Here is a 17,032-nt window from a genome sequence, read left to right as displayed (position 1 = left end):
AGCGTAGTCAAAGGGGTTCTAAGCTCGGGCAATGGCACGGGCGGGGCGGCGGCCGGGACAGACCGAGACGCGCGAGAAGATCCTCGACGCGGCGCGGCACCGGTTCGCCGAGCTGGGGTACGACGGCGCGACGGTCCGCGGGATCGCCGCCGACGCGGGTGTGAACGCGGCCCTGCTGCACCACTTCTTCGGCAGCAAGCAGCAGCTCTTCGCGGCGGCGATGAACCTGCCGGTGAACCCGGCCGAGCTGGTCCCGGTGATCCTCGCGGGTCCGCGCGAGAGCGTCGGCGAGCGGCTGGTGCGCGCGTTCCTGGCGGTGTGGGCTTCGCCGGAGGGGCGGACGCCGTTCATCGCGATGCTGCGCGCGGCGGCGACGAACGAGCAGGTGGCGCTGATGATGCGCCAGTTCATCGAGCGCACGGTGCTGGCCGAGGTGGCGCGGGCGCTGGACGTGCCGAAGATCCGGGTGACCGGGATCGCGTCGCAGATGATGGGCGTGGCGCTGCTGCGGTACGTGATCAAGCTCCCCCCGCTGGCCGAGGCGGACGAGGAGGAGATCGTGGCCCTGCTGGCCCCGGTGGCGCAGTACTACCTCGAAGGCCGCGAAACCGTCGGTGGCCCACCGTAAGCTCGAATTCGGGGGCTGCTCATCACGGCTCGTTCACGTCGCGGCCATCCGATTCGTCTAGTTTGCCGCCGTGCGCAGACTTCTTCCGGTGGCCGTGGCCGCCGTCTCCCTGCTGACCGCCGTTCCCGCCTCCGCCGCGCCTCGCGAGCCTTCGCCGGTGGTCCAGACGCAGGCGTTCGCCGAGCCCGCCGACGCCGACGACCCCGCCATCTGGGTCCACCCGCACGACCCGTCGCGCAGCATCGTGCTCGGGACGCTGAAGGAGGGCGGGCTGGCGGCGTTCGACCTGGACGCGCGGACCCTGCAGCGGGTCCCCGCCGGGCCGGGCGGGCGGTTCAACAACGTCGACGTCGTCGGCGACCTCGCGGTGGTCAGCGACCGCGGTCAGGACCGCATCCGGGTGTACAAGATCGACCCGGACGGCCCGCAGGTGCTGCGCGACGTCACCGACCCGGCCGCCACCCGGGTGTTCCCGGAGTCCGAAGTGGACGAACAGCGCACCGCGTACGGCCTCGCGGCGGGCCGCGACCCGGTCACCGGCCTCCGCTGGGTGGCGGTGACCCGCCGCCACGAGACTCGGGTGGCGCTGCTGCGGCTGGTCGACAAACCGGGCGGCGTCGGGACGGCTCCGCTCGCGACGATCGACCTGCCGTCGTCCTTCCGGCTGCCCAACGGTGCTTCCTGGTCGCCGTGCGAGGAGCCCGGTGAGGGCCCGCAGCTGGAGGGCTCGGTGCTCGACGGCCGGGTGCTCTACACCGCGCAAGAAGACGTCGGGATCTGGCGGATCCCGCTGAGCCCGGCCGGTTTCGGGCGGCCGGAGCTGGTCGACCGCGTGCGCTCGTACGGCGTCCCGCAGCGCTGGGACGACGTCGCCGAGGAGTGCGTGCCGGACGGCGCCGACCCGGGTTTCGGCGGCGAGTGGCTCACCGCCGACGCCGAGGGCCTGGCGGTGGCGCACGGCACGCTGTTCGCCTCCAGCCAGGGCGACTCGCGGTTCGTCGTGTACGGCCCCCGGACGCGTGACCTGCGGATCGTCGCGGGCCGCGGCACGGACTCGGTGGAACACTCCGACGGCTCGGCGATCAGCACGGCGTACCTGGGCCGGAAGTTCCCGCACGGCCTGCTGGTGGTCCACGACGGCGAGCGCCGCCCGGCGATCGGCGACCTCGCGACCACAGGCTTCGCCTTCCTGCGGCTGGACGACGTCATCCCCCGCTGACCTGACCGGAGACCGGCCGCGGCTCCCGGCCGAGCAGCTCGGCCAGCACCGGGCCGGTCTCCGCGAAGTGGCCCTCGCGCGCGGCTTCGAAGAACCCCAGCAGCATCCGGGCGACGGGCTCCGCGGTGCCGGCCGCGACCTGGCCGGCGACCCAGTGCTCGTCGTCGACGACGACCCGTTCGACCCCGGCGAACCCGGCCAGGTCGTCGAAGGTGACAGCCTGGCCGGCGGTCAGCGTGACCGGCCCGTCGAAGGAACGCCCGCCGGCGAGGACGACCGACGCCGCCTCGGCCGCGTCGGCGCGGTCGGTCCAGGAGACGGGACCGTCCGCGGGCGCGGCGATCTTCCCGGTCTCCCGCCACGGGCCGAGCAGCCACCGGAGACTGTGGGCGTAGAAGCCGTTGCGCAGCGACGTCCACGCGACGCCCGAGCCGGCCAGGATCTCTTCGGTGGCGCGGTGGTCGCGGGCCGGGCCGAACGGGCTGTCGCCCCGCACGTTCTGGTGACTGGTGTAGAGGATCCGCCGGGCGCCCGCGGCGACGGCGGCCTCGATCGCGGTGCGGTGCAGGGCGACCGCGTCGGCGCTCGGATCGTTCGAGGACACCAGCAGCACCTGGTCGGCGCCGTCGAATGAGTCGCGCAAAGCGGCCGGGTCGTCGTACGCGCCGCGCCGGACCCGCACCCCCCGCTCGGCGAAGTGCCGGGCCTTGGCGACGTCGCGCACGCTGACGCCGAGCTCCCCGGGCGGCACGCGCTCGAGGAGGTGCTCGACCGTGGCCCCGTTGAGGGCGCCGGTCGCGCCGGTGACGACGATCATGGCCGGGAGTCCTTTCGCAGCAGGGGAAGCAGCACGTCGTCGACGAGGTGCTCGAGGAACGGCCGGTCGCACGGCTCCCCCGTGACGACCAGCCGGTGCACGACGACCGCCGGGGCGATCTCGGCGAACAACGCCGCTCCGCGCGGGTCGAGGTGGCCGTCGGCGAGCGGCCGGGCGGTCATCGCCGCCTGGTCGCGACGCAGGATCCGCCGCATCGCCGCGGCGAGCGCGGGGTCGCCGCGCATGCCGGCGAACAGGGCGCCGAGCAGCCCGACCTCCTGGTCGGCGATCTCGCGCGCCAGCCACCCGACGGTCTCCAGCAGGGCGCCGCGCAAGTCGGCGGCTGCGACGGCCGGCGGGGTCGCCCCCGCCCGGCGTTCGACGGCCGCTGCGACCAGTTCGGCCTTGTCGGCGTACCGGCGGTAGATCGTCGCCTTGCCCACCCCGGCCGCGGCGGCGACCGCGTCGATCGACAACCGGTCGTACCCGGAGCGGGTCAGCAGCCGCAGCGTCGCGTCGAAGATGACGACGTCCCGCGCGGCGTCCCGCGGTCTGCCCGGCATCCACCCTCCAATACGAAACGGGACCGTTCCGTATCGAATGTACCCGGGAATGGGAAAATCGGCGAACGCGTGCATCACCCCGGCCCACTCGCGCGTCCAAGGGGTGACGGAAGGGGCGCGGGTGCGCTTTGAAGAGTTCGTGGCGGAGCGGCTGGACGGGCTGCTGCGCTACGCCACCGTCCTGACGAACGACCCGCACCTGGCGCAGGACGTCGTCCAGGACGTCCTGCTGCGCGCCCAGCAGCGCTGGGACGGCATCGACGCCCCGCCGACCTACGTGCGGCGGATGATCACCAACGAGTACCTCTCGTGGCGCCGGCGGGCGGTGCGGCGGATGGTGCCGAGCAGCCACGACGTCCTCGACGCGCTCGGTCCGCCGGAAGCCGACCCGTCGGCCGCCTTCGACGAGCGCGACGCCATGCTCGGCCTCCTGGAGACGCTGCCCCGCAAGCAGCGCGCGGCCGTCGTCCTGCGCTACTACGAGGGCTACTCCGACGACGAAATCGCCGCCGTCCTCCGCTGCGGCACCTCCACCGTGCGCAGCCAGATCTCCCGCGCCCTCGCGACCCTCCGCCGGGCCCCGCACCCCACGACCCTCACCGGAGCCCCCGAATGACCCGCAGCGAGCACGACACCGAGACGCTGATCCGGGACAGCCTCGACCGGCTCGCCGCCCGCGCCCCGGACGGCCGGGCGGTCCGCGAAGCACTGGCCCGGCGCAAGCCCCGGCCGGGGGCGCGGCTCGCGCTGGTGGCCGCCGCCGTGGTCGTGCTGGTCGCCGGGGTCTTCGTGGGCACGCGGGCGATCACCACCCCGGACCTCGACCCGGCCGCGAGCCGCCCGGTGCTCGGCTACAGCCCGGGCTGGCTGCCGGACGGCTTCACCGAGCAGTACCGCGAAGGCGGCCCCGGCACCACGCCGCAGGTCCGGCGGTGGTTCGCCGGCCACGCGGAGGTCACGCTGTCGGTCTACTCGACCGCCGACCCCGAGTGGTCGCAGACCGAGCTGCGGATCGCGTCGATCCGCGACCAGGTCCTGGTGCGCGGCCGCGTCGCCATGATCACCGGCGACACCGGGACGGCCGCGCTGCTCACCTGGCTCGCCGACGACGACCACGTCCTGACCGCGCGGGTCGACGGGGTGCCGGACGCCCGCGTGGTGGCCCTGTGGATCGCGGAGGGGGTCACCGCCGCGCCGGTCGGTGTCCGCGGCGAACTGCGCTTCGGCGCACTTCCGGCGGGGCTGGCCGAACGGTCGGCCGCCGTCAAGGGCACCGGCCCGGCCGACGCGAGCACCGAGCTGACCGCGGCCGATCCCGCGCGGCCGTCGGTGCCCGCGGTCCGCGTCACGGCGAGCGCGGGCTCCCCCGGCGTGAACGGTGCCGCGCCCGTCATCGTGCGCGGCGACCGCGGCTTCTTCGTGGCGGGGCAGGAAGCGTTCGTCGCGGTCAAGCTCCCGTCGGGGCGCTGGCTGACGGTGGCGGGCCCGCGACCGGAGGCCGAGCTGGTCGCCGTCGCGAACGGCGTCCAGCTCGACCCGGCACCCGACTACCGGTGGCTCGGCCGGGCTACCAGCTGACCGTGGGGAACCAGATGATCCCGAGCCGGCCGAGCACGCGAACGTCCCAGTAGAGCAGCGTGAACGTGCCGCCGACGAGCAGCGCCGCACCGGTCACGGTCGCGATCCGGGCGGGTTTCGCGGCGAGCCAGCGCTGCACGCGACCGCCGGTGGCGTGGGTCAGGATCAGGAACAGCACGCCCATGATCACGATGTTGCCGAGTGACTGCAGGGCGAACGCGGCGGCGCCGTAGAAGACGTTGTGCTGCTCGGCGGCGCTGCGGAACATGATCCGGAACAGCGGGTAGGGCCGGCCGATGAGGAACCCGCCGATGAGCGCGCCCATCAGGACGAGCGGCGCGGCGGGGTGCCGGGCGACGAAGCCCTTGGCCGGGTTCGGGATGATGCCGAGCGCGATCAGGCCCATCACCAGGAAGACCAGGCCGACGACGCCGAACGCGACCATCGACTGGATGCTGCGCGGGCTGAGCCCGGACGTCGGCGCGGTGGAGAACTGCGGCATCCGCGTGCCGACGAGCGCGACGATCACGCCGTAGACGATCGACACGGTGAGCATGCCCGCGGCGATCCAGCCGAACGGCTTGAGCGTGGTGGCGAAGCGCCGTTTCTCGCCGGCCTGGCCGCCGACCAGCGGGGCGACCGCGCCGAAGGCGGCGATGTTGCAGGCGGTGAAGGAGCCCGCGAGGCCGGAGACGAACGCGAAGAGCGTCCCGGCGAGGACTCCGCTGATCGGGGTGGCCTTCGCGTCGTAGCCGAGCAGGCCGTTCGCGACGCTGTCGCCGATGACGGAGTCGACGAACGGCGCCGACCACAGCGCCGTCAGCGCGAAGCCGGCGAGGACCGCGACGACGGCGATCGCGACCCGGCGCGTGGGATAGGGCCCCGCGCCGAAGAACTGTGCTTGCGGATGAACCGGTACCTGCTGAGTGACGGCCATCGACATTCCCTCCAGGTCAGGGGAAACCCCAAGACCACAAAGCGTTTCAGACAACAGTGTTGAAACGCTTCCGCCGGTCGTGTGGGTTCGGGAGGCGAACGGACTAGGCGTTTTCACGCCGCCCGACGGCCTCTTGACTCCGGGAACTCATCGGGCGCAGAATTAAACGCATGACTAATTCTGCCCTCGAAGTCACCGGCCTCCGGGTCCGGCGCGGTGGCCGGCCGGTGGTGCGGGACGTGAGCTTCGCGGTGCCGCGCGGCGCCGTCACCGGGCTGCTCGGCCCGAGCGGCTGCGGCAAGACCACGCTGATGCGGGCGATCGTCGGCGTGCAGATCGTCGAAGGCGGCACCGTCACCGTCCTCGGCCTGCCCGCCGGCAGCCCGCCGCTGCGGCGCCGGATCGGCTACGCCACCCAGAATCCGGCCATCTACGCCGACCTGACCGTGCGGGAAGCCCTGCGCTACTTCGCCGCGGTGCTGCGCGCACCGGCGTCCGATGTGGACAGAGTGATCGCCGAGGTCGGCCTCGAAGACCACGCCGGCAAGCTCGTCGGGTCGCTCTCGGGCGGGCAGCACAACCGCGCGAACCTCGCCGTCGCGCTGCTCGGCAAGCCCGAGCTGCTGGTGCTCGACGAACCGACCGTCGGGCTCGACCCGCTGCTGCGCGACGAGCTCTGGGCGCTCTTCCGCCGGCTCGCCGACGGCGGCGCCACGCTGCTGGTGTCCAGCCACGTCATGGACGAAGCCGCGCGCTGCGACCGTCTTCTGCTCATGCGCGAAGGCACGCTCCTGGCCGACGACGCACCGCTCGCCCTGCGCGAGCGCACCGGCGCCGCCGACCTCGAAGGCGCCTTCCTGCACCTGGTGAGGGCCGCCTCGTGAACCCCGCGCTGACGCTCGCGACGACGCGGCGCATCCTCCTGCAGCTGCGGCACGACCCGCGCACCGTCGTGATGCTGATCGTGGTGCCCACGCTCCTGATGGTGCTGCTGCGCTACGTCTTCAACTCGACGCTGGTGTTCAGCCACGTCGCGCCCGCGCTGCTCGGCGTGTTCCCGTTCCTGATCATGTTCCTCATCGCGTCGATCACGACGCTGCGGGAGCGGACCACGGCCACCCTCGAACGCCTGATGACACTCCCCATCGGCCGGCTCGACCTACTCTTCGGCTACGCGCTGGCGTTCGGCTCGATCGCCGTCGTCCAGGTGGCGCTCGCGGCGGGCGTTTCGCTGTGGTGGCTCGGCCTCGACCTCGCGGGGTCCGTCGTGATGCTGCTGGTGATCGCCGTCCTCGACGCGCTGCTCGGCATGGCGCTCGGGCTGTTCGTCAGCGCGTTCGCCCGCACCGAGTTCCAGGCCATCCAGTTCATGCCGGTGTTCGTGCTGCCGCAGATCCTGCTGTGCGGGCTGTTCGTGCCGCGCGACGACATGGGCTGGCTGCTGCGGTGGCTTTCGGACGTCATGCCGCTGTCGTACGCGGTCGAGGCGCTGACCCGCGTGACGGCGTCTTCGACGGTGGACGCGGTGATCCTGCGCAACCTCCTGGTCGTGGCGTGCTGCGCGCTGCTGGCGCTGGTGCTCGGCGCGGCGACGCTGCGCCGCCGGACGCCGTGACTACCGTGGTGCCATGGCATCCGAAACGGATCGGCTCGCGGCCGAGCGTTACGTCGTCCTGACCACGTTCCGCAAGGACGGGCGGGCGGTGCCGACCCCGATCTGGGTGGCCGGCGACGCCGGCGAGCTCGTGCTGTGGTCGGAGCGCAAGGCCGGGAAGGTCAAGCGCATCCGCAACAGCGGCCGGGTCGAGGTCCAGGCGTGCGACCTGCGCGGGCAGAAGACGCACGGCGCGGTCGCCTCCGGGCAGGCCCGGCTGCTGGACCTGCCGGAGCTCGAACGCGTCCGGAAGGCGATCGCGCGCAAGTACGGCATCGTCGGGTGGATCACGATGTTCTTCTCGAAGCTGCGCGGCCCGGCGGACCGGACGGTCGGGATCGCCGTCAAGCTGGACGGCTGAAGCTCCGGAAGCCGCGCCGCAGGTAGTTCGGCAGCGCGTTCGGGTGGTCGAGCGACGAGGTGTGCAGCCAGACGCGCCGGGTACCGGGCAGCGTCCACGCGTCGGCCACGACGAGGGTGAGCGCGTAGCCGCCGAGCCCCTTGCCGACGAACTCCGGCAGCAGGCCGAAGGTGGTGAGCTCGACGTCGCCGCCGGGCCGCGGCTCGACGTCGGCGGCACCCGCGACGTCGCCGCGGTACTCGATGAGCCGGTACCGCCGGTCCGGTTCGGCGAGCCAGCTCGCCCAGTCTTCGTCGGTCCGGGACGCGCTCGGCCACCGGTACGGCGTCCCGATCCGGACGTGCAGGTCGCGGATGACCGGCCCCGCCGCGGTGGCTTCGAGCGCGACGCCGTCGACGACCGGCGCGGGGTTGAGCTGGTCGGCGGCGGTCATTTCGAGCTGGGTGACGATCTCCTCCACCCGCGGCAACCTACGGCCCCCGAGGGCCGCTGTCAGCCCCTTAACGGGGCCCGCATCGCCGCGGCCATCGCGGCCGAGTCGTGCTCCGGGCCGCAGCCTTCGACGAGCACCAGGTCACCGGGGATGTGGTCCGCGCGCAGCGGCAGGATCTCCCGGTAGGCGGGTGAGTCGTACCACTCGCGCGCCGCGGCGAGGCTCGGGAACTCGATGACGACGAGTGCGCCGGGCCACTCGCCTTCCATCACCTCCACCGGGGAGCCGTGGACGACGAACTTGCCGCCGTGGGGGTCGAGCGTCGCCTGGATCCGCTCCAAGTACCGGAAGACGTCCTCGGGCAGCACAGCGGGTGGGCGCAGATGGGCGAGTCCGTAGGCGGTCATGGTGTGGTCCTTTCGTTGTCCTGAAAGGAATCCTGACGCCTCGCGGGAACGACGTCGATTACGCCGGAGGTAATGCCAGTGCGGCGCGGGTCGCGTCGTCGGCCGGGACCAGCACCCGCAGCCGCAGCTCCGGGTGCCCCGCCGGGACGCTCTGCAGCTGGTGCACGAGCAGCGGCCCCAGCGAGGCGTGCCGGATCGTCTTGCGCGCCGGCTCGTACGCGCGGACGTCGTGCTCCGCCCACCACTCGCGGAACGTCGCGCTCTCCGCGGACAACGCCGTCACCAGCTCCACGAAGGACGGGTCACCCGGCCGCCGCGCGTACTCCGCGCGGAAGTCCGCCAGGTTCGCGCGCGCCGTCTCCGCCCAGCCGGTCACCGAACCCCAGTCCGTCGCGAACAGCCACCGCAGCAGGTTCCCGGGCGGCGCCGCGACGAGGTCGTGGAGCACCAGCGCGGCCGCCGCGTTGTGCGCGAGGACGTCCATCCGCGGGCCCATCAGGTAGGCCGGGTGGGGCAGGAGCCCGTGGACGATCTCGACGAGCTCGGCGGGCGCGGACCGCGGGTAGTCCCCGGCGGGCCGGGAGACGCCGGCGAGGTGGAACAGGTGCGCGTGCTCGGCGGGCGTCAGCAGCAGGGCCCGCGCCAGCGCGTCCAGCACCTGCGACGACGGCGTGACGTCCCGGCCCTGCTCCAGCCAGGTGTACCAGGAGACGCCGACCCCGGCGTGCTGCGCGACCTCCTCGCGCCGCAGCCCCGGCGTCCGGCGGCGGCGCCCGTCGTCGGCCAGGCCGACGTCGGCCGGGCGGACCGCCGCGCGGCGCGTCCGCAGGAAGTCCGCCAGCTCCTGTCGGCGGACAGCCGAAGGTGGTGGTGCCGCACCCACGATAAGCGCTCCTCTCCACCTTTCCGCCGTCCTGCGGCAGCGTGGGGATCATGACACAGGCACTCGACATCCCCGGCTACGTCGCCGGCACCTGGACCATCGACCCCGGGCACTCCGAGGTCTCCTTCACCGTCCGCCACCTCATGATGACCAAGGTCCGCGGCCGGTTCACCCGGTTCTCCGGGCAGCTGACGACGGCGTCGGAGCCGCTGGACTCGCAGGTGACCGCGGAGATCGACATGACGTCGATCGACACGAACAACCCGCAGCGCGACAACGACCTGCGCACCCGCGACTTCTTCGAGACGGAGAAGTACCCGGTGATGACCTACCGCTCGAGGTCGCTCGAGCCGGGCTTCCTCCTGCTCGGCGACCTGACGTGCCACGGGGTGACGGCCGAGGTGCCGCTGAGCCTGGAGCTCAACGGCTTCGGCAAGGGCCGCTTCGGCGACACGCGGGCGGCGTTCACGGCCACCGGCGAGCTGAGCCGCAAGGCCTTCGGCATCACCATCGACCTGCCGATGGAAGGCGGCGGAGTGGTGATCGGCGACAAGATCACCCTCGCGCTGGAGATCCAGGCGGTGCTGGACTAGACCTTCGCGACGGCGGCGAGGGCCTCGGGCAGCGTGAACGCCCCGGCGTAGAGCGCCTTGCCGACGATCGAGCCCTCGACGCCGTCGGCGGCCAGGCCGGCCAGTGCGACGAGGTCGTCCACACTGGACACCCCGCCGGAGGCGATCACCGGCGCGTCGGTGCGGGCGACGACGTCGCGCAGCAGCTCGAGGTTCGGGCCCTTCAGGGTGCCGTCCTTGCTGACGTCCGTCACGACGTAGCGGGACGCGCCGTCGCGGTCCAGCCGCTCCAGGACCTCCCAGAGGTCGCCGCCGTCGGACGTCCAGCCGCGGGCCGAGAGCCGGTGGCCGGCCTCGGTGATGCGGACGTCGAGGCCGATCGCGACGCGGTCGCCGTACTCGCCGATCACGCGCGCGGTCCACTCCGGGTCTTCGAGCGCGGCGGTGCCGAGGTTGACGCGGCGGGCGCCGGTGGCCAGCGCGGCCTTCAGCGACGCGTCGTCGCGGATGCCGCCGGAGAGCTCCACCTGCACGTCGAGCCGGCCGACGACGTCGGCGAGCAGCTCGCGGTTGCCGCCCTTGCCGAACGCGGCGTCGAGGTCGACCAGGTGGATCCACTCGGCGCCGTCGCGCTCCCAGGCGAGCGCCGCTTCGAGCGGGCTGCCATAGGAGGTCTCGGTGCCGGCCTCGCCCTGGACGAGTCGCACGGCCTGGCCATCGGCCACATCAACGGCGGGAAGCAGCGTGAAGGTCACGCCGGTAACTCTAAAGCGGAGACCCCCGTCACCCGGTCAGAGGGTCGCGAGCCAGTTGCGCAGCAGCTGCGCGCCGGCGTCGCCGGACTTCTCCGGGTGGAACTGGGTGGCCCAGAGCGGCCCGTTCTCGACCGCCGCGACGAAGTCCTCGCCGTGGTTGGCCCAGGTGACCTTCGGCGCCTGGCCGGGCAGGCCCGACTCCAGCTCCCACGTGCGCGCGGCGTAGGAGTGCACGAAGTAGAAGCGCTCGTCCGGGTCGACCCCGGCGAACAGCTGCGTGTCGGCGGGCGCGCGCACGGTGTTCCAGCCCATGTGCGGCAGGACGTCGGCGTTCAGCCGGTCGACGACGCCCGGCCACTCCCCCGTGCCCTCGGTCTCTTCGCCGTGCTCGACGCCGCGGGAGAAGAGGATCTGCATGCCGACGCAGATGCCGAGCACCGGGCGGCCGCCGGCGAGGCGCTTGCCGATGATCCGCTCGCCCTTGACCTCCAGCAGCCCCGCCATGCACGCCGAGTACGCGCCGACGCCGGGCACGACCAGGCCGTCGGCCTCGATCGCGGCATGCGGGTCGGCGGTGACCTCGACTTCGGCCCCGGCGCGCGCCACCGCGCGTTCGGCGGAGCGGAGGTTGCCGGAACCGTAGTCGAGAATCACCACACGAGACACGCACCCAGCGTAGCCGTCACCCTCAGCGGCGCTCGAACGAATAGACGTCCGTCACGGTGTTGCACGGCGCCGGCGGCACGACCTCGACGCGCAGCACGCCGCCGTCGTAGTCGACGCCCTCCGGCGTGAACGTGCCGGTGCAGGTGCTGACCAGCGGAACCTGGCTGATTTCGCGCACCTTCGCCGTGACGTCGTGGCCGTTCAGGGCCCGCGGGAGGTCGATCTGCAGGAGCTGCAGGTTGGTCGGGAACAGGTCGTTGTTCGGATCGCTCGTCGCGCAGATCAGGCGCGTCGGGCTGACGAAGTCACAACCCTGGGCGCTGCGGATGTGGTGGTCGAGGTGGACGCGGGCGGCGACGGGGAGGTCGCCGGCGAGCTTCGGGCCGCGGGGGTTGAGGAACGGCGTCGGCGAGACGTAGAGGCGGTCGATCTCGCCGAGCGGGCCGGAGACCAGCCACTGGCCGTCGGGGGTGGCCGCGACCTGGGCGTTGGCGTTCGGCGCGGGCTCGTCGGCCTGGAGTGGGTGGACGAACTCCGTCGTCGTGCCGTCGGGCTTGGTGACCAGGTACATCTTCTTGGTCGGCGTCGGGGTGACGGTGTCCTGGTAGACGTCGAAGACGTAGCCGCGCAGCGAGTCCGGGTCGCCGACGTGGCCCCAGCCCTCGTTCTTCAGCGGCTGCGGGATGGTGGCGCCGTTGCGGTAGACGGTCTCGGGGGCGTGGCCGGGCAGGCGCAGCGTGGTGATGCCCTCGCCGCTGACCCGGTTCTCGGCGGTGGTGTGCCCGGCCTGGCGCCAGGAGCTTTCGTGCGCCGTGGCGACGCCGGTGGCCGTGAGCAGGGTGGCGGTGGTGAGGGCGAGCAGACTGGCCGCGCGCATGTGCGCTCCTCGGGAGTAGAGGCCTTGGCGGCGGCGACGCGATTCTGCCACGGCGGGGTCATCGGCCGGAAGAATCTTGAAGAAGGACGTTTGAAGCTCCCGGCCACCGGGTATCAAGTCAGCCGATCGTGTGCGCCGACCCCGGCACGACCGGACGCCGAGGAGGCGAAGATGGCCGAGGACGACCTGCTGTCCCAGATGCTGTGCGCCTGGCGTGACGACATCGAGAGCGTGCCGTTTCCGCAGTTCAGCGAGCTGCTGATCCCTCGCCAGCAGATCCGGCCGCGGTGTTCGCCGTCCGCGTCTGCCGTCCGCGTGACGAACGCCACGAGGAGTACAGACGCCTGACTGTGGTTTCCTGCGAGGGCCGCATCGACGCGTCCCCCGGGAGCCTTCATGAGTCGCACCCCTGATCCGCACGACTTCCTCGACCTCGACGCGGGACTTGCCGAGGAGGAGCGCGGCATCCGCGACGCCGTCCGCGCGTACGCGAAGGACAACCTGCTGGACCACGTCGCCGACTGGTACGAATCGGGCGCGTTGCCGGCCGCCGAGCTGGCCAAGGGCTTCGGTTCGCTCGGGCTGCTGGGCATGCACCTGGAGGGCTACGGCTGCGCCGGCACCAGCGCGGTCGCGTACGGCATCGCGTGCCGTGAGCTGGAAGCCGTCGACTCGGGGCTGCGGAGTTTCGTGTCGGTGCAGGGTTCGCTGGCGATGTACGCGATCCACAAGTGGGGTAGCGAAGAGCAGCGTCAGGAGTGGCTGCCGCGGATGGCCACCGGCGACGCGCTGGGCTGCTTCGGCCTGACCGAGCCGGACGCGGGCAGCGACCCGGGCGCGATGCGGACGCGGGCGACGCGCGACGGGTCGGACTGGGTGCTCTCGGGCACGAAGATGTGGATCACCAACGGAACGGTCGCCGACGTCGCGGTGGTCTGGGCCCAGACCGACGACGGGATCCGCGGTTTCGTCGTCCCGACGTCGACGCCGGGGTTCACGGCCAACGAGGTCAAGCACAAGCTGTCCCTGCGGGCCTCCCTGACGGCGGAACTGGTCCTGGACGGCGTCCGGCTGCCTTCCACGGCAGCGTTTCCCGAGGTCCGCGGCTTGCGCGGACCGTTGTCATGCCTGAACGAAGCGCGTTACGGGATCCTGTTCGGCGTCGTCGGAGCGGCTCGCGCCTGCTACGAGACGGCGCTGGAGTACACGCTGTCGCGGTCGCAGTTCGGCAAGCCGCTGGCGGGGTTCCAGCTGACGCAGCGCAAGCTGGCCGACCTGCTGGTCGAGGTCAACCGCGCGGGCCTGGTGGCGATGCAGATCGGCCGACTGAAGGACGCGGGGTCGTTGCACCACAACCACGTGAGCTTCGGCAAGATGGCGAACGTCCGCTCGGCCCTGTCCGTGGCGCGCGAGGCCCGCTCGATGCTGGGCGCGAACGGGATTTCCCTGGAGTACCCGGTGATGCGCCACATGGCGAACCTGGAGACGGTCCTGACGTACGAGGGCACGGAGGAGATGCACGCGCTGTCGCTGGGCCAGGCGGTGACGGGGCTGGCGGCGTTCCGCTGATCCGTTTTGTCGGTGGTGACGGCTAGCTTCTTTTTGTGGACTTTTCTTCGCATGAGACGGTGCTGGAGCTGCGCCGCTACACGTTGCACCCGGGGCGTCGCGACGAGCTGATCGCGTTGTTCGAGCGCGAGTTCATCGCGCCTCAGGAGGCGGTCGGAGCGCACCTGTTCGGGCTGTTCCGGACTTCGGCTTCGCCCGACGAGTTCGTGTGGCTGCGGGGGTTCTCTTCGTTCGCCGCGCGCGCCGACGCGCTTACCGCGTTCTACTCCGGGCCGGTGTGGAAGGCGCATCGGTCGGCGGCGAACGCGACGATGGTGGACTCGGACAACGTGTTGCTGCTGCGTCCGGTTGTTCGCGGGTTGGCTGCTCCGCCGCCGGGGTCCGGGGTCTACGTTTCCTTCGGGGCGTCGCCTTCGGCTTTCGCGGTGTTCGAGACTGAGCCTTCGCCGAACAACTTCCCGCAGCTGCCGGTGCGGACTGATGGGCCGTTCACGGTGTCCTTCAGCCGTGTCGCTTCGGCCGGGTCTGAGTCTTTGGAGCCGACGGCGCGGTCACTGCTCCGATGAGAGCAGTTCGGTGAGGCCGTTCGGGTAGAGGATCTTGCTGCCGCCGGTGAAGTCGTTCAGGTCGACCCACCGGGCGGTGGCGGGGTCGTCGAGGATCTTCATCTCGTCTTTGGTGTAGAAATCCGGGTCGACGAACTCGGCTTCGTGGATGAAGGCGATCTCGTGCCCCGGGCGGTTTCGCCAGGTGAAGACGTTCTCGAGGACACCGAGCCGTTTGCCGACCTTGACCTCGGCGTCGAGCTCTTCGCGGAACTCGCGCTTGAGGGCGTCCTTGCTGCTCTCGCCGAACTCGACCCCACCACCGAGGGGGCGGTAGTAGGTCTCGTCCTTGAAGTCGTCCCGCCCTTCGAAGACAAGGATTTCCGTACGCCGCCGAATCAGGCCGAGCGCGATCGGCCGAATGCTGAACCCCATGGCGGTCACGCTATCGGTCTGCCGGTCGTTCAGCGCTACTCCCCCAGGAAATCCTTGATCGACAGCCTCAACGAGCCCGCGTCCAACCCATGCGCCAGATCGTGGTCGGCGATCCCCCCGTAAGTCCGCACCTCCGCATCCCGCCGAACCCCCAGCGACCGCAACCGATGCGGCATATCCGACAACGCCTCCGACACCCAGAAAGCCGAAGTCCCCGCCAGATAAGGCTCCACGAGAACGACCGAACCGGAAGCCGAAAGCACCGCCGACCGCAGACCGGCGGAGTCGAAAGGCCGGATGGTCGACGCATAAAGCACCGTCACATCCAACCCGGCGGTAGCCCGCAACACCCGATCCAGCACCGGCCCCACCGCGATGACCACACCAGACGAACCGAACCGCAGCCGAGTGAACCCGACACCGAGGTGCGGCGAAGCGTTCGTCTGAGCCGAAAGTCGCAGGTAGACCCGCCCGTCCCCGGGAACGGACTCAAGCAACAACCGGCGGGCCTCGTCGGCGTGGCCAGGCACGTGGACCGTCCACCCCGGCAGCGAGTCGATCAGCGCGACGTCACCCGGCGACTGGTGCGTCCGCCCTGCCGTCGACATGTCGTACGACGCTCCGTACGACACCAGCACCCCGCCCACCTCCTGGTGCGAGAAGTCCAGCTTGATCTGCTCGAACGCGCGCTCCACCAGGAACGACGGGAACGTGTGCACGATCGGCCGCAGCCCCGCCAGCGCCAGGCCCGCGCCCGTGCTGACCAGCAGCTGCTCGCGGATTCCCACGTTGATCACGCGGTCCGGGTGCCGACGCGCCGCGCCGGCCAGCTGGGCCGCCGAAATGTCGGCCAGCACCACCGCCACGTCCGGGTCGACGTCCAGGATCTCTTCGGTCGTCTTCAAAAACGTTTCCCTCATGGAAATCAGCCTTTCGGTTCGACGACGGCGACCACGGCCAGCGGCCGGCCGGGATGCGCGCCGGTGAACGCGTCGTACAGCGCGGAGTGGTCGCGGCCGGACACCGTGCGCGTCTCCCAGCCCTCCACGTCGAAGCGGCGCGCGATGCCGCCCGGCCAGCCGCGCGTCGACGACTGGTTGTCGACCACCACCGTCGTCAGGTTCTCGAGGCCGAAACGGGCCGCGACGACGATCGCCTCGTGGTTCGACCCCTCGTCCAGCTCGGCGTCGCCGATCAGCGTCACGACCTTCGACGTCAGCCCGCGGGCGCGGAGGCCCAGCGCCGTGCCGAGGGCGATCGGCAGGCCGTGGCCGAGGGAGCCGCTCGAGATCTCGACGCCGGGGACGCGCCGGCGGTCGGGGTGGTGCCCGAGGCGCGACAGCGCGTTGGACCACGTCGGCAGCTCGGCTTCGTCGAGAAAGCCCTTCACCGTGAGCACGGCGTAGTACGCCATCGGACCGTGCCCTTTGGACAACAGGAAGCGGTCGCGGTCCGGTGAGCGGAAGTTCGACGGCGTGACGTCGAGCACGCGGTCGTAGAGCACCCACAGGACGTCCACAGTGGACTCCGCGGCGGCGTGGTGCTTGTCGTCGCCGGTCATCAGTGAAATCAGCCGTGGCAGCTCGGCGTAGCCCGGTTCGGTCGCAGTGGTCATACTCCGACGATGCAACCTCGACTAAACTCGAAGTCAAGGATAGCCTGAGCTGGTGACGAGGCTCGCTGAACATCTCAGCATCGGACAGGTGGCGGACCGCAGCGGCGTACCGCACACGGCACTGCGGTTCTACGAGGAGAAAGGGCTGATCAGCTCGGAGCGGTCGGCGGGCAACCAGCGCCGCTACCCGCGCTCGGTGCTGCGGCGGATCGCGTTCATCCGCGCCGCGCAACGGGTCGGGCTCTCCCTCGAAGACATCAGCTCGGCGCTGGTGACGCTGCCCGCCGACCACGCCCCGACGAAGGCCGACTGGGCCCGGCTGTCACGTGATTGGCAGCACGAGCTCGACGCGCGGATCGACGCCCTGCAACGGCTTCGCGACCGGCTCACGGGCTGCGTCGGCTGCGGGTGCCTGTCCCTGCGCAGCTGCGCGCTCTACAACAACGACGACGAGCTGGCCCGCTTCGGCCCGGGAGCGAGCAAACTGCGTCCGGCGGTCGAGGGCGGCATCTAAATCG

General features: G+C 71.6%; 24 protein-coding genes. 12 read left to right on the top strand and 12 right to left on the bottom strand.

Translation table 11 applies throughout. The features are described 5' to 3' along the window. Positions 1-31: 31 nt before the first annotated feature. Positions 32-628, top strand: a complete 597-nt coding sequence (locus ACZ7OU_RS18655; protein ID WP_470256038.1) for a TetR/AcrR family transcriptional regulator — start codon at positions 32-34, stop codon at positions 626-628. An 88-nt stretch (positions 629-716) separates the two neighbouring features. After that, positions 717-1,847 carry a phytase gene (locus tag ACZ7OU_RS18650; protein ID WP_470257620.1) on the top strand — a complete coding sequence of 377 codons (1,131 nt, stop codon included), beginning with the start codon at positions 717-719 and terminating at the stop codon, positions 1,845-1,847. Here ACZ7OU_RS18650 and ACZ7OU_RS18645 read toward each other — a convergent pair. Further along, positions 1,834-2,664: an NAD(P)H-binding protein gene (locus ACZ7OU_RS18645; RefSeq protein WP_470256037.1), complete on the bottom strand. Its 831-nt coding sequence runs from the start codon at positions 2,662-2,664 to the stop codon at positions 1,834-1,836. The genes ACZ7OU_RS18650 and ACZ7OU_RS18645 overlap by 14 nt on opposite strands. Next, entirely contained in the window at positions 2,661-3,227 is a 567-nt protein-coding gene (locus ACZ7OU_RS18640) for a TetR/AcrR family transcriptional regulator (RefSeq protein WP_470256036.1), read from the bottom strand. The genes ACZ7OU_RS18645 and ACZ7OU_RS18640 overlap by 4 nt, the downstream gene beginning before the upstream one ends. Before the next feature lie 121 nt (positions 3,228-3,348). Between ACZ7OU_RS18640 and ACZ7OU_RS18635 the strand changes: the two genes are divergently transcribed. After that, positions 3,349-3,843 (top strand): RNA polymerase sigma factor, encoded by a 495-nt coding sequence (locus ACZ7OU_RS18635; RefSeq protein WP_470238845.1) that lies wholly within the window; start codon positions 3,349-3,351, stop codon positions 3,841-3,843. Continuing rightward, on the top strand, positions 3,840-4,805 hold the full coding sequence (locus ACZ7OU_RS18630; RefSeq protein ID WP_470238846.1) for a hypothetical protein: 966 nt from the start codon (positions 3,840-3,842) through the stop codon (positions 4,803-4,805). Before ACZ7OU_RS18635 ends, ACZ7OU_RS18630 begins: the two co-directional genes overlap by 4 nt. Here ACZ7OU_RS18630 and ACZ7OU_RS18625 read toward each other — a convergent pair. After that, complete coding sequence (locus ACZ7OU_RS18625) at positions 4,795-5,742, bottom strand: hypothetical protein (RefSeq protein ID WP_470256035.1); 948 nt, start codon at positions 5,740-5,742, stop codon at positions 4,795-4,797. The genes ACZ7OU_RS18630 and ACZ7OU_RS18625 overlap by 11 nt on opposite strands. Before the next feature lie 170 nt (positions 5,743-5,912). On the opposite strand from ACZ7OU_RS18625, the gene ACZ7OU_RS18620 reads away from it, so the two are divergent. From ACZ7OU_RS18620 to ACZ7OU_RS18610, 3 genes are read left to right on the top strand one after another with little or no spacing between them, the layout of a single operon-like run. Beyond that, the gene (locus ACZ7OU_RS18620) at positions 5,913-6,626 is read left to right on the top strand and encodes an ABC transporter ATP-binding protein (protein WP_470238848.1); all 714 of its coding nucleotides are present in this window, start codon (positions 5,913-5,915) and stop codon (positions 6,624-6,626) included. Further along, entirely contained in the window at positions 6,623-7,357 is a 735-nt protein-coding gene (locus ACZ7OU_RS18615) for an ABC transporter permease (protein WP_470256034.1), read from the top strand. The genes ACZ7OU_RS18620 and ACZ7OU_RS18615 overlap by 4 nt, the downstream gene beginning before the upstream one ends. 13 nt (positions 7,358-7,370) lie before the next feature. Further along, positions 7,371-7,757 (top strand): PPOX class F420-dependent oxidoreductase, encoded by a 387-nt coding sequence (locus tag ACZ7OU_RS18610; RefSeq protein WP_470238850.1) that lies wholly within the window; start codon positions 7,371-7,373, stop codon positions 7,755-7,757. Here the strand turns inward: ACZ7OU_RS18610 and ACZ7OU_RS18605 are convergent. Genes ACZ7OU_RS18605 through ACZ7OU_RS18595 form a run of 3 tightly spaced genes read right to left on the bottom strand, consistent with a single transcriptional unit; the run spans position 7,741 to position 9,480 of the window. Beyond that, complete coding sequence (locus ACZ7OU_RS18605) at positions 7,741-8,217, bottom strand: GNAT family N-acetyltransferase (RefSeq protein ID WP_470238851.1); 477 nt, start codon at positions 8,215-8,217, stop codon at positions 7,741-7,743. The two genes, ACZ7OU_RS18610 and ACZ7OU_RS18605, sit on opposite strands and share 17 nt — an antisense overlap. A gap of 32 nt (positions 8,218-8,249) precedes the next feature. Further along, positions 8,250-8,597: a DUF1330 domain-containing protein gene (locus ACZ7OU_RS18600; RefSeq protein WP_470256033.1), complete on the bottom strand. Its 348-nt coding sequence runs from the start codon at positions 8,595-8,597 to the stop codon at positions 8,250-8,252. 58 nt (positions 8,598-8,655) lie between these two features. Continuing rightward, positions 8,656-9,480 carry a helix-turn-helix transcriptional regulator gene (locus ACZ7OU_RS18595; protein ID WP_470256032.1) on the bottom strand — a complete coding sequence of 275 codons (825 nt, stop codon included), beginning with the start codon at positions 9,478-9,480 and terminating at the stop codon, positions 8,656-8,658. 50 nt (positions 9,481-9,530) lie between these two features. Between ACZ7OU_RS18595 and ACZ7OU_RS18590 the strand changes: the two genes are divergently transcribed. Beyond that, positions 9,531-10,073, top strand: coding sequence for a YceI family protein (locus tag ACZ7OU_RS18590; protein ID WP_470256031.1), 543 nt, complete (start codon positions 9,531-9,533; stop codon positions 10,071-10,073). Here ACZ7OU_RS18590 and priA read toward each other — a convergent pair. Genes priA through ACZ7OU_RS18575 form a run of 3 tightly spaced genes read right to left on the bottom strand, consistent with a single transcriptional unit; the run spans position 10,070 to position 12,350 of the window. After that, positions 10,070-10,807 (bottom strand): bifunctional 1-(5-phosphoribosyl)-5-((5-phosphoribosylamino)methylideneamino)imidazole-4-carboxamide isomerase/phosphoribosylanthranilate isomerase PriA, encoded by a 738-nt coding sequence (priA, locus tag ACZ7OU_RS18585; RefSeq protein ID WP_470256030.1) that lies wholly within the window; start codon positions 10,805-10,807, stop codon positions 10,070-10,072. The genes ACZ7OU_RS18590 and priA overlap by 4 nt on opposite strands. A 36-nt stretch (positions 10,808-10,843) precedes the next feature. Then, positions 10,844-11,464, bottom strand: a complete 621-nt coding sequence (gene hisH / locus ACZ7OU_RS18580) for an imidazole glycerol phosphate synthase subunit HisH (protein ID WP_470239040.1) — start codon at positions 11,462-11,464, stop codon at positions 10,844-10,846. 31 nt (positions 11,465-11,495) lie between these two features. Further along, a complete protein-coding gene (locus ACZ7OU_RS18575; RefSeq protein ID WP_470256029.1) occupies positions 11,496-12,350 on the bottom strand; it encodes a hypothetical protein in 855 nt (284 codons plus the stop codon). Between the two features lie 171 nt (positions 12,351-12,521). On the opposite strand from ACZ7OU_RS18575, the gene ACZ7OU_RS18570 reads away from it, so the two are divergent. Genes ACZ7OU_RS18570 through ACZ7OU_RS18560 form a run of 3 tightly spaced genes read left to right on the top strand, consistent with a single transcriptional unit; the run spans position 12,522 to position 14,485 of the window. After that, entirely contained in the window at positions 12,522-12,698 is a 177-nt protein-coding gene (locus ACZ7OU_RS18570; RefSeq protein WP_470256028.1) for a hypothetical protein, read from the top strand. Positions 12,699-12,746: 48 nt separating this feature from the next. Next, positions 12,747-13,919, top strand: coding sequence for an acyl-CoA dehydrogenase family protein (locus tag ACZ7OU_RS18565; RefSeq protein WP_470238858.1), 1,173 nt, complete (start codon positions 12,747-12,749; stop codon positions 13,917-13,919). A 35-nt stretch (positions 13,920-13,954) separates the two neighbouring features. Further along, positions 13,955-14,485: an NIPSNAP family protein gene (locus ACZ7OU_RS18560; protein ID WP_470256027.1), complete on the top strand. Its 531-nt coding sequence runs from the start codon at positions 13,955-13,957 to the stop codon at positions 14,483-14,485. Here the strand turns inward: ACZ7OU_RS18560 and ACZ7OU_RS18555 are convergent. The 3 genes from ACZ7OU_RS18555 to ACZ7OU_RS18545 are packed head-to-tail and all read right to left on the bottom strand — an operon-like array spanning position 14,471 to position 16,514. Next, positions 14,471-14,899: an NUDIX hydrolase gene (locus ACZ7OU_RS18555; RefSeq protein ID WP_470256026.1), complete on the bottom strand. Its 429-nt coding sequence runs from the start codon at positions 14,897-14,899 to the stop codon at positions 14,471-14,473. The genes ACZ7OU_RS18560 and ACZ7OU_RS18555 overlap by 15 nt on opposite strands. A gap of 35 nt (positions 14,900-14,934) precedes the next feature. Next, positions 14,935-15,825 (bottom strand): transketolase family protein, encoded by an 891-nt coding sequence (locus ACZ7OU_RS18550; protein ID WP_470257619.1) that lies wholly within the window; start codon positions 15,823-15,825, stop codon positions 14,935-14,937. Continuing rightward, positions 15,825-16,514: a thiamine pyrophosphate-dependent enzyme gene (locus ACZ7OU_RS18545; RefSeq protein WP_470238863.1), complete on the bottom strand. Its 690-nt coding sequence runs from the start codon at positions 16,512-16,514 to the stop codon at positions 15,825-15,827. Before ACZ7OU_RS18545 ends, ACZ7OU_RS18550 begins: the two co-directional genes overlap by 1 nt. A gap of 52 nt (positions 16,515-16,566) precedes the next feature. On the opposite strand from ACZ7OU_RS18545, the gene soxR reads away from it, so the two are divergent. Then, positions 16,567-17,028, top strand: coding sequence for a redox-sensitive transcriptional activator SoxR (gene soxR, locus ACZ7OU_RS18540; RefSeq protein WP_470238864.1), 462 nt, complete (start codon positions 16,567-16,569; stop codon positions 17,026-17,028). Positions 17,029-17,032 lie beyond the last annotated feature (4 nt).

It is taken from the genome of Amycolatopsis sp. NPDC114505, assembly GCF_055633615.1.
This window is presented reverse-complemented; position numbering and strand designations above follow the sequence as displayed.

Excerpts from the sequence above, each read along its gene's own strand:
- ACZ7OU_RS18655 (WP_470256038.1), top strand. The coding sequence starts at position 32 with ATGGCACGGGCGGGGCGGCGGCCGGGACAGACCGAGACGCGCGAGAAG.
- ACZ7OU_RS18645 (WP_470256037.1), bottom strand. The coding sequence starts at position 2,664 with ATGATCGTCGTCACCGGCGCGACCGGCGCCCTCAACGGGGCCACGGTC.
- ACZ7OU_RS18640 (WP_470256036.1), bottom strand. The coding sequence starts at position 3,227 with ATGCCGGGCAGACCGCGGGACGCCGCGCGGGACGTCGTCATCTTCGAC.
- ACZ7OU_RS18630 (WP_470238846.1), top strand. The coding sequence starts at position 3,840 with ATGACCCGCAGCGAGCACGACACCGAGACGCTGATCCGGGACAGCCTC.
- ACZ7OU_RS18625 (WP_470256035.1), bottom strand. The coding sequence starts at position 5,742 with ATGGCCGTCACTCAGCAGGTACCGGTTCATCCGCAAGCACAGTTCTTC.
- ACZ7OU_RS18620 (WP_470238848.1), top strand. The coding sequence starts at position 5,913 with ATGACTAATTCTGCCCTCGAAGTCACCGGCCTCCGGGTCCGGCGCGGT.
- ACZ7OU_RS18610 (WP_470238850.1), top strand. The coding sequence starts at position 7,371 with ATGGCATCCGAAACGGATCGGCTCGCGGCCGAGCGTTACGTCGTCCTG.
- ACZ7OU_RS18600 (WP_470256033.1), bottom strand. The coding sequence starts at position 8,597 with ATGACCGCCTACGGACTCGCCCATCTGCGCCCACCCGCTGTGCTGCCC.
- ACZ7OU_RS18590 (WP_470256031.1), top strand. The coding sequence starts at position 9,531 with ATGACACAGGCACTCGACATCCCCGGCTACGTCGCCGGCACCTGGACC.
- ACZ7OU_RS18575 (WP_470256029.1), bottom strand. The coding sequence starts at position 12,350 with ATGCGCGCGGCCAGTCTGCTCGCCCTCACCACCGCCACCCTGCTCACG.
- ACZ7OU_RS18570 (WP_470256028.1), top strand. The coding sequence starts at position 12,522 with ATGGCCGAGGACGACCTGCTGTCCCAGATGCTGTGCGCCTGGCGTGAC.
- ACZ7OU_RS18565 (WP_470238858.1), top strand. The coding sequence starts at position 12,747 with ATGAGTCGCACCCCTGATCCGCACGACTTCCTCGACCTCGACGCGGGA.
- ACZ7OU_RS18555 (WP_470256026.1), bottom strand. The coding sequence starts at position 14,899 with ATGGGGTTCAGCATTCGGCCGATCGCGCTCGGCCTGATTCGGCGGCGT.
- ACZ7OU_RS18545 (WP_470238863.1), bottom strand. The coding sequence starts at position 16,514 with ATGACCACTGCGACCGAACCGGGCTACGCCGAGCTGCCACGGCTGATT.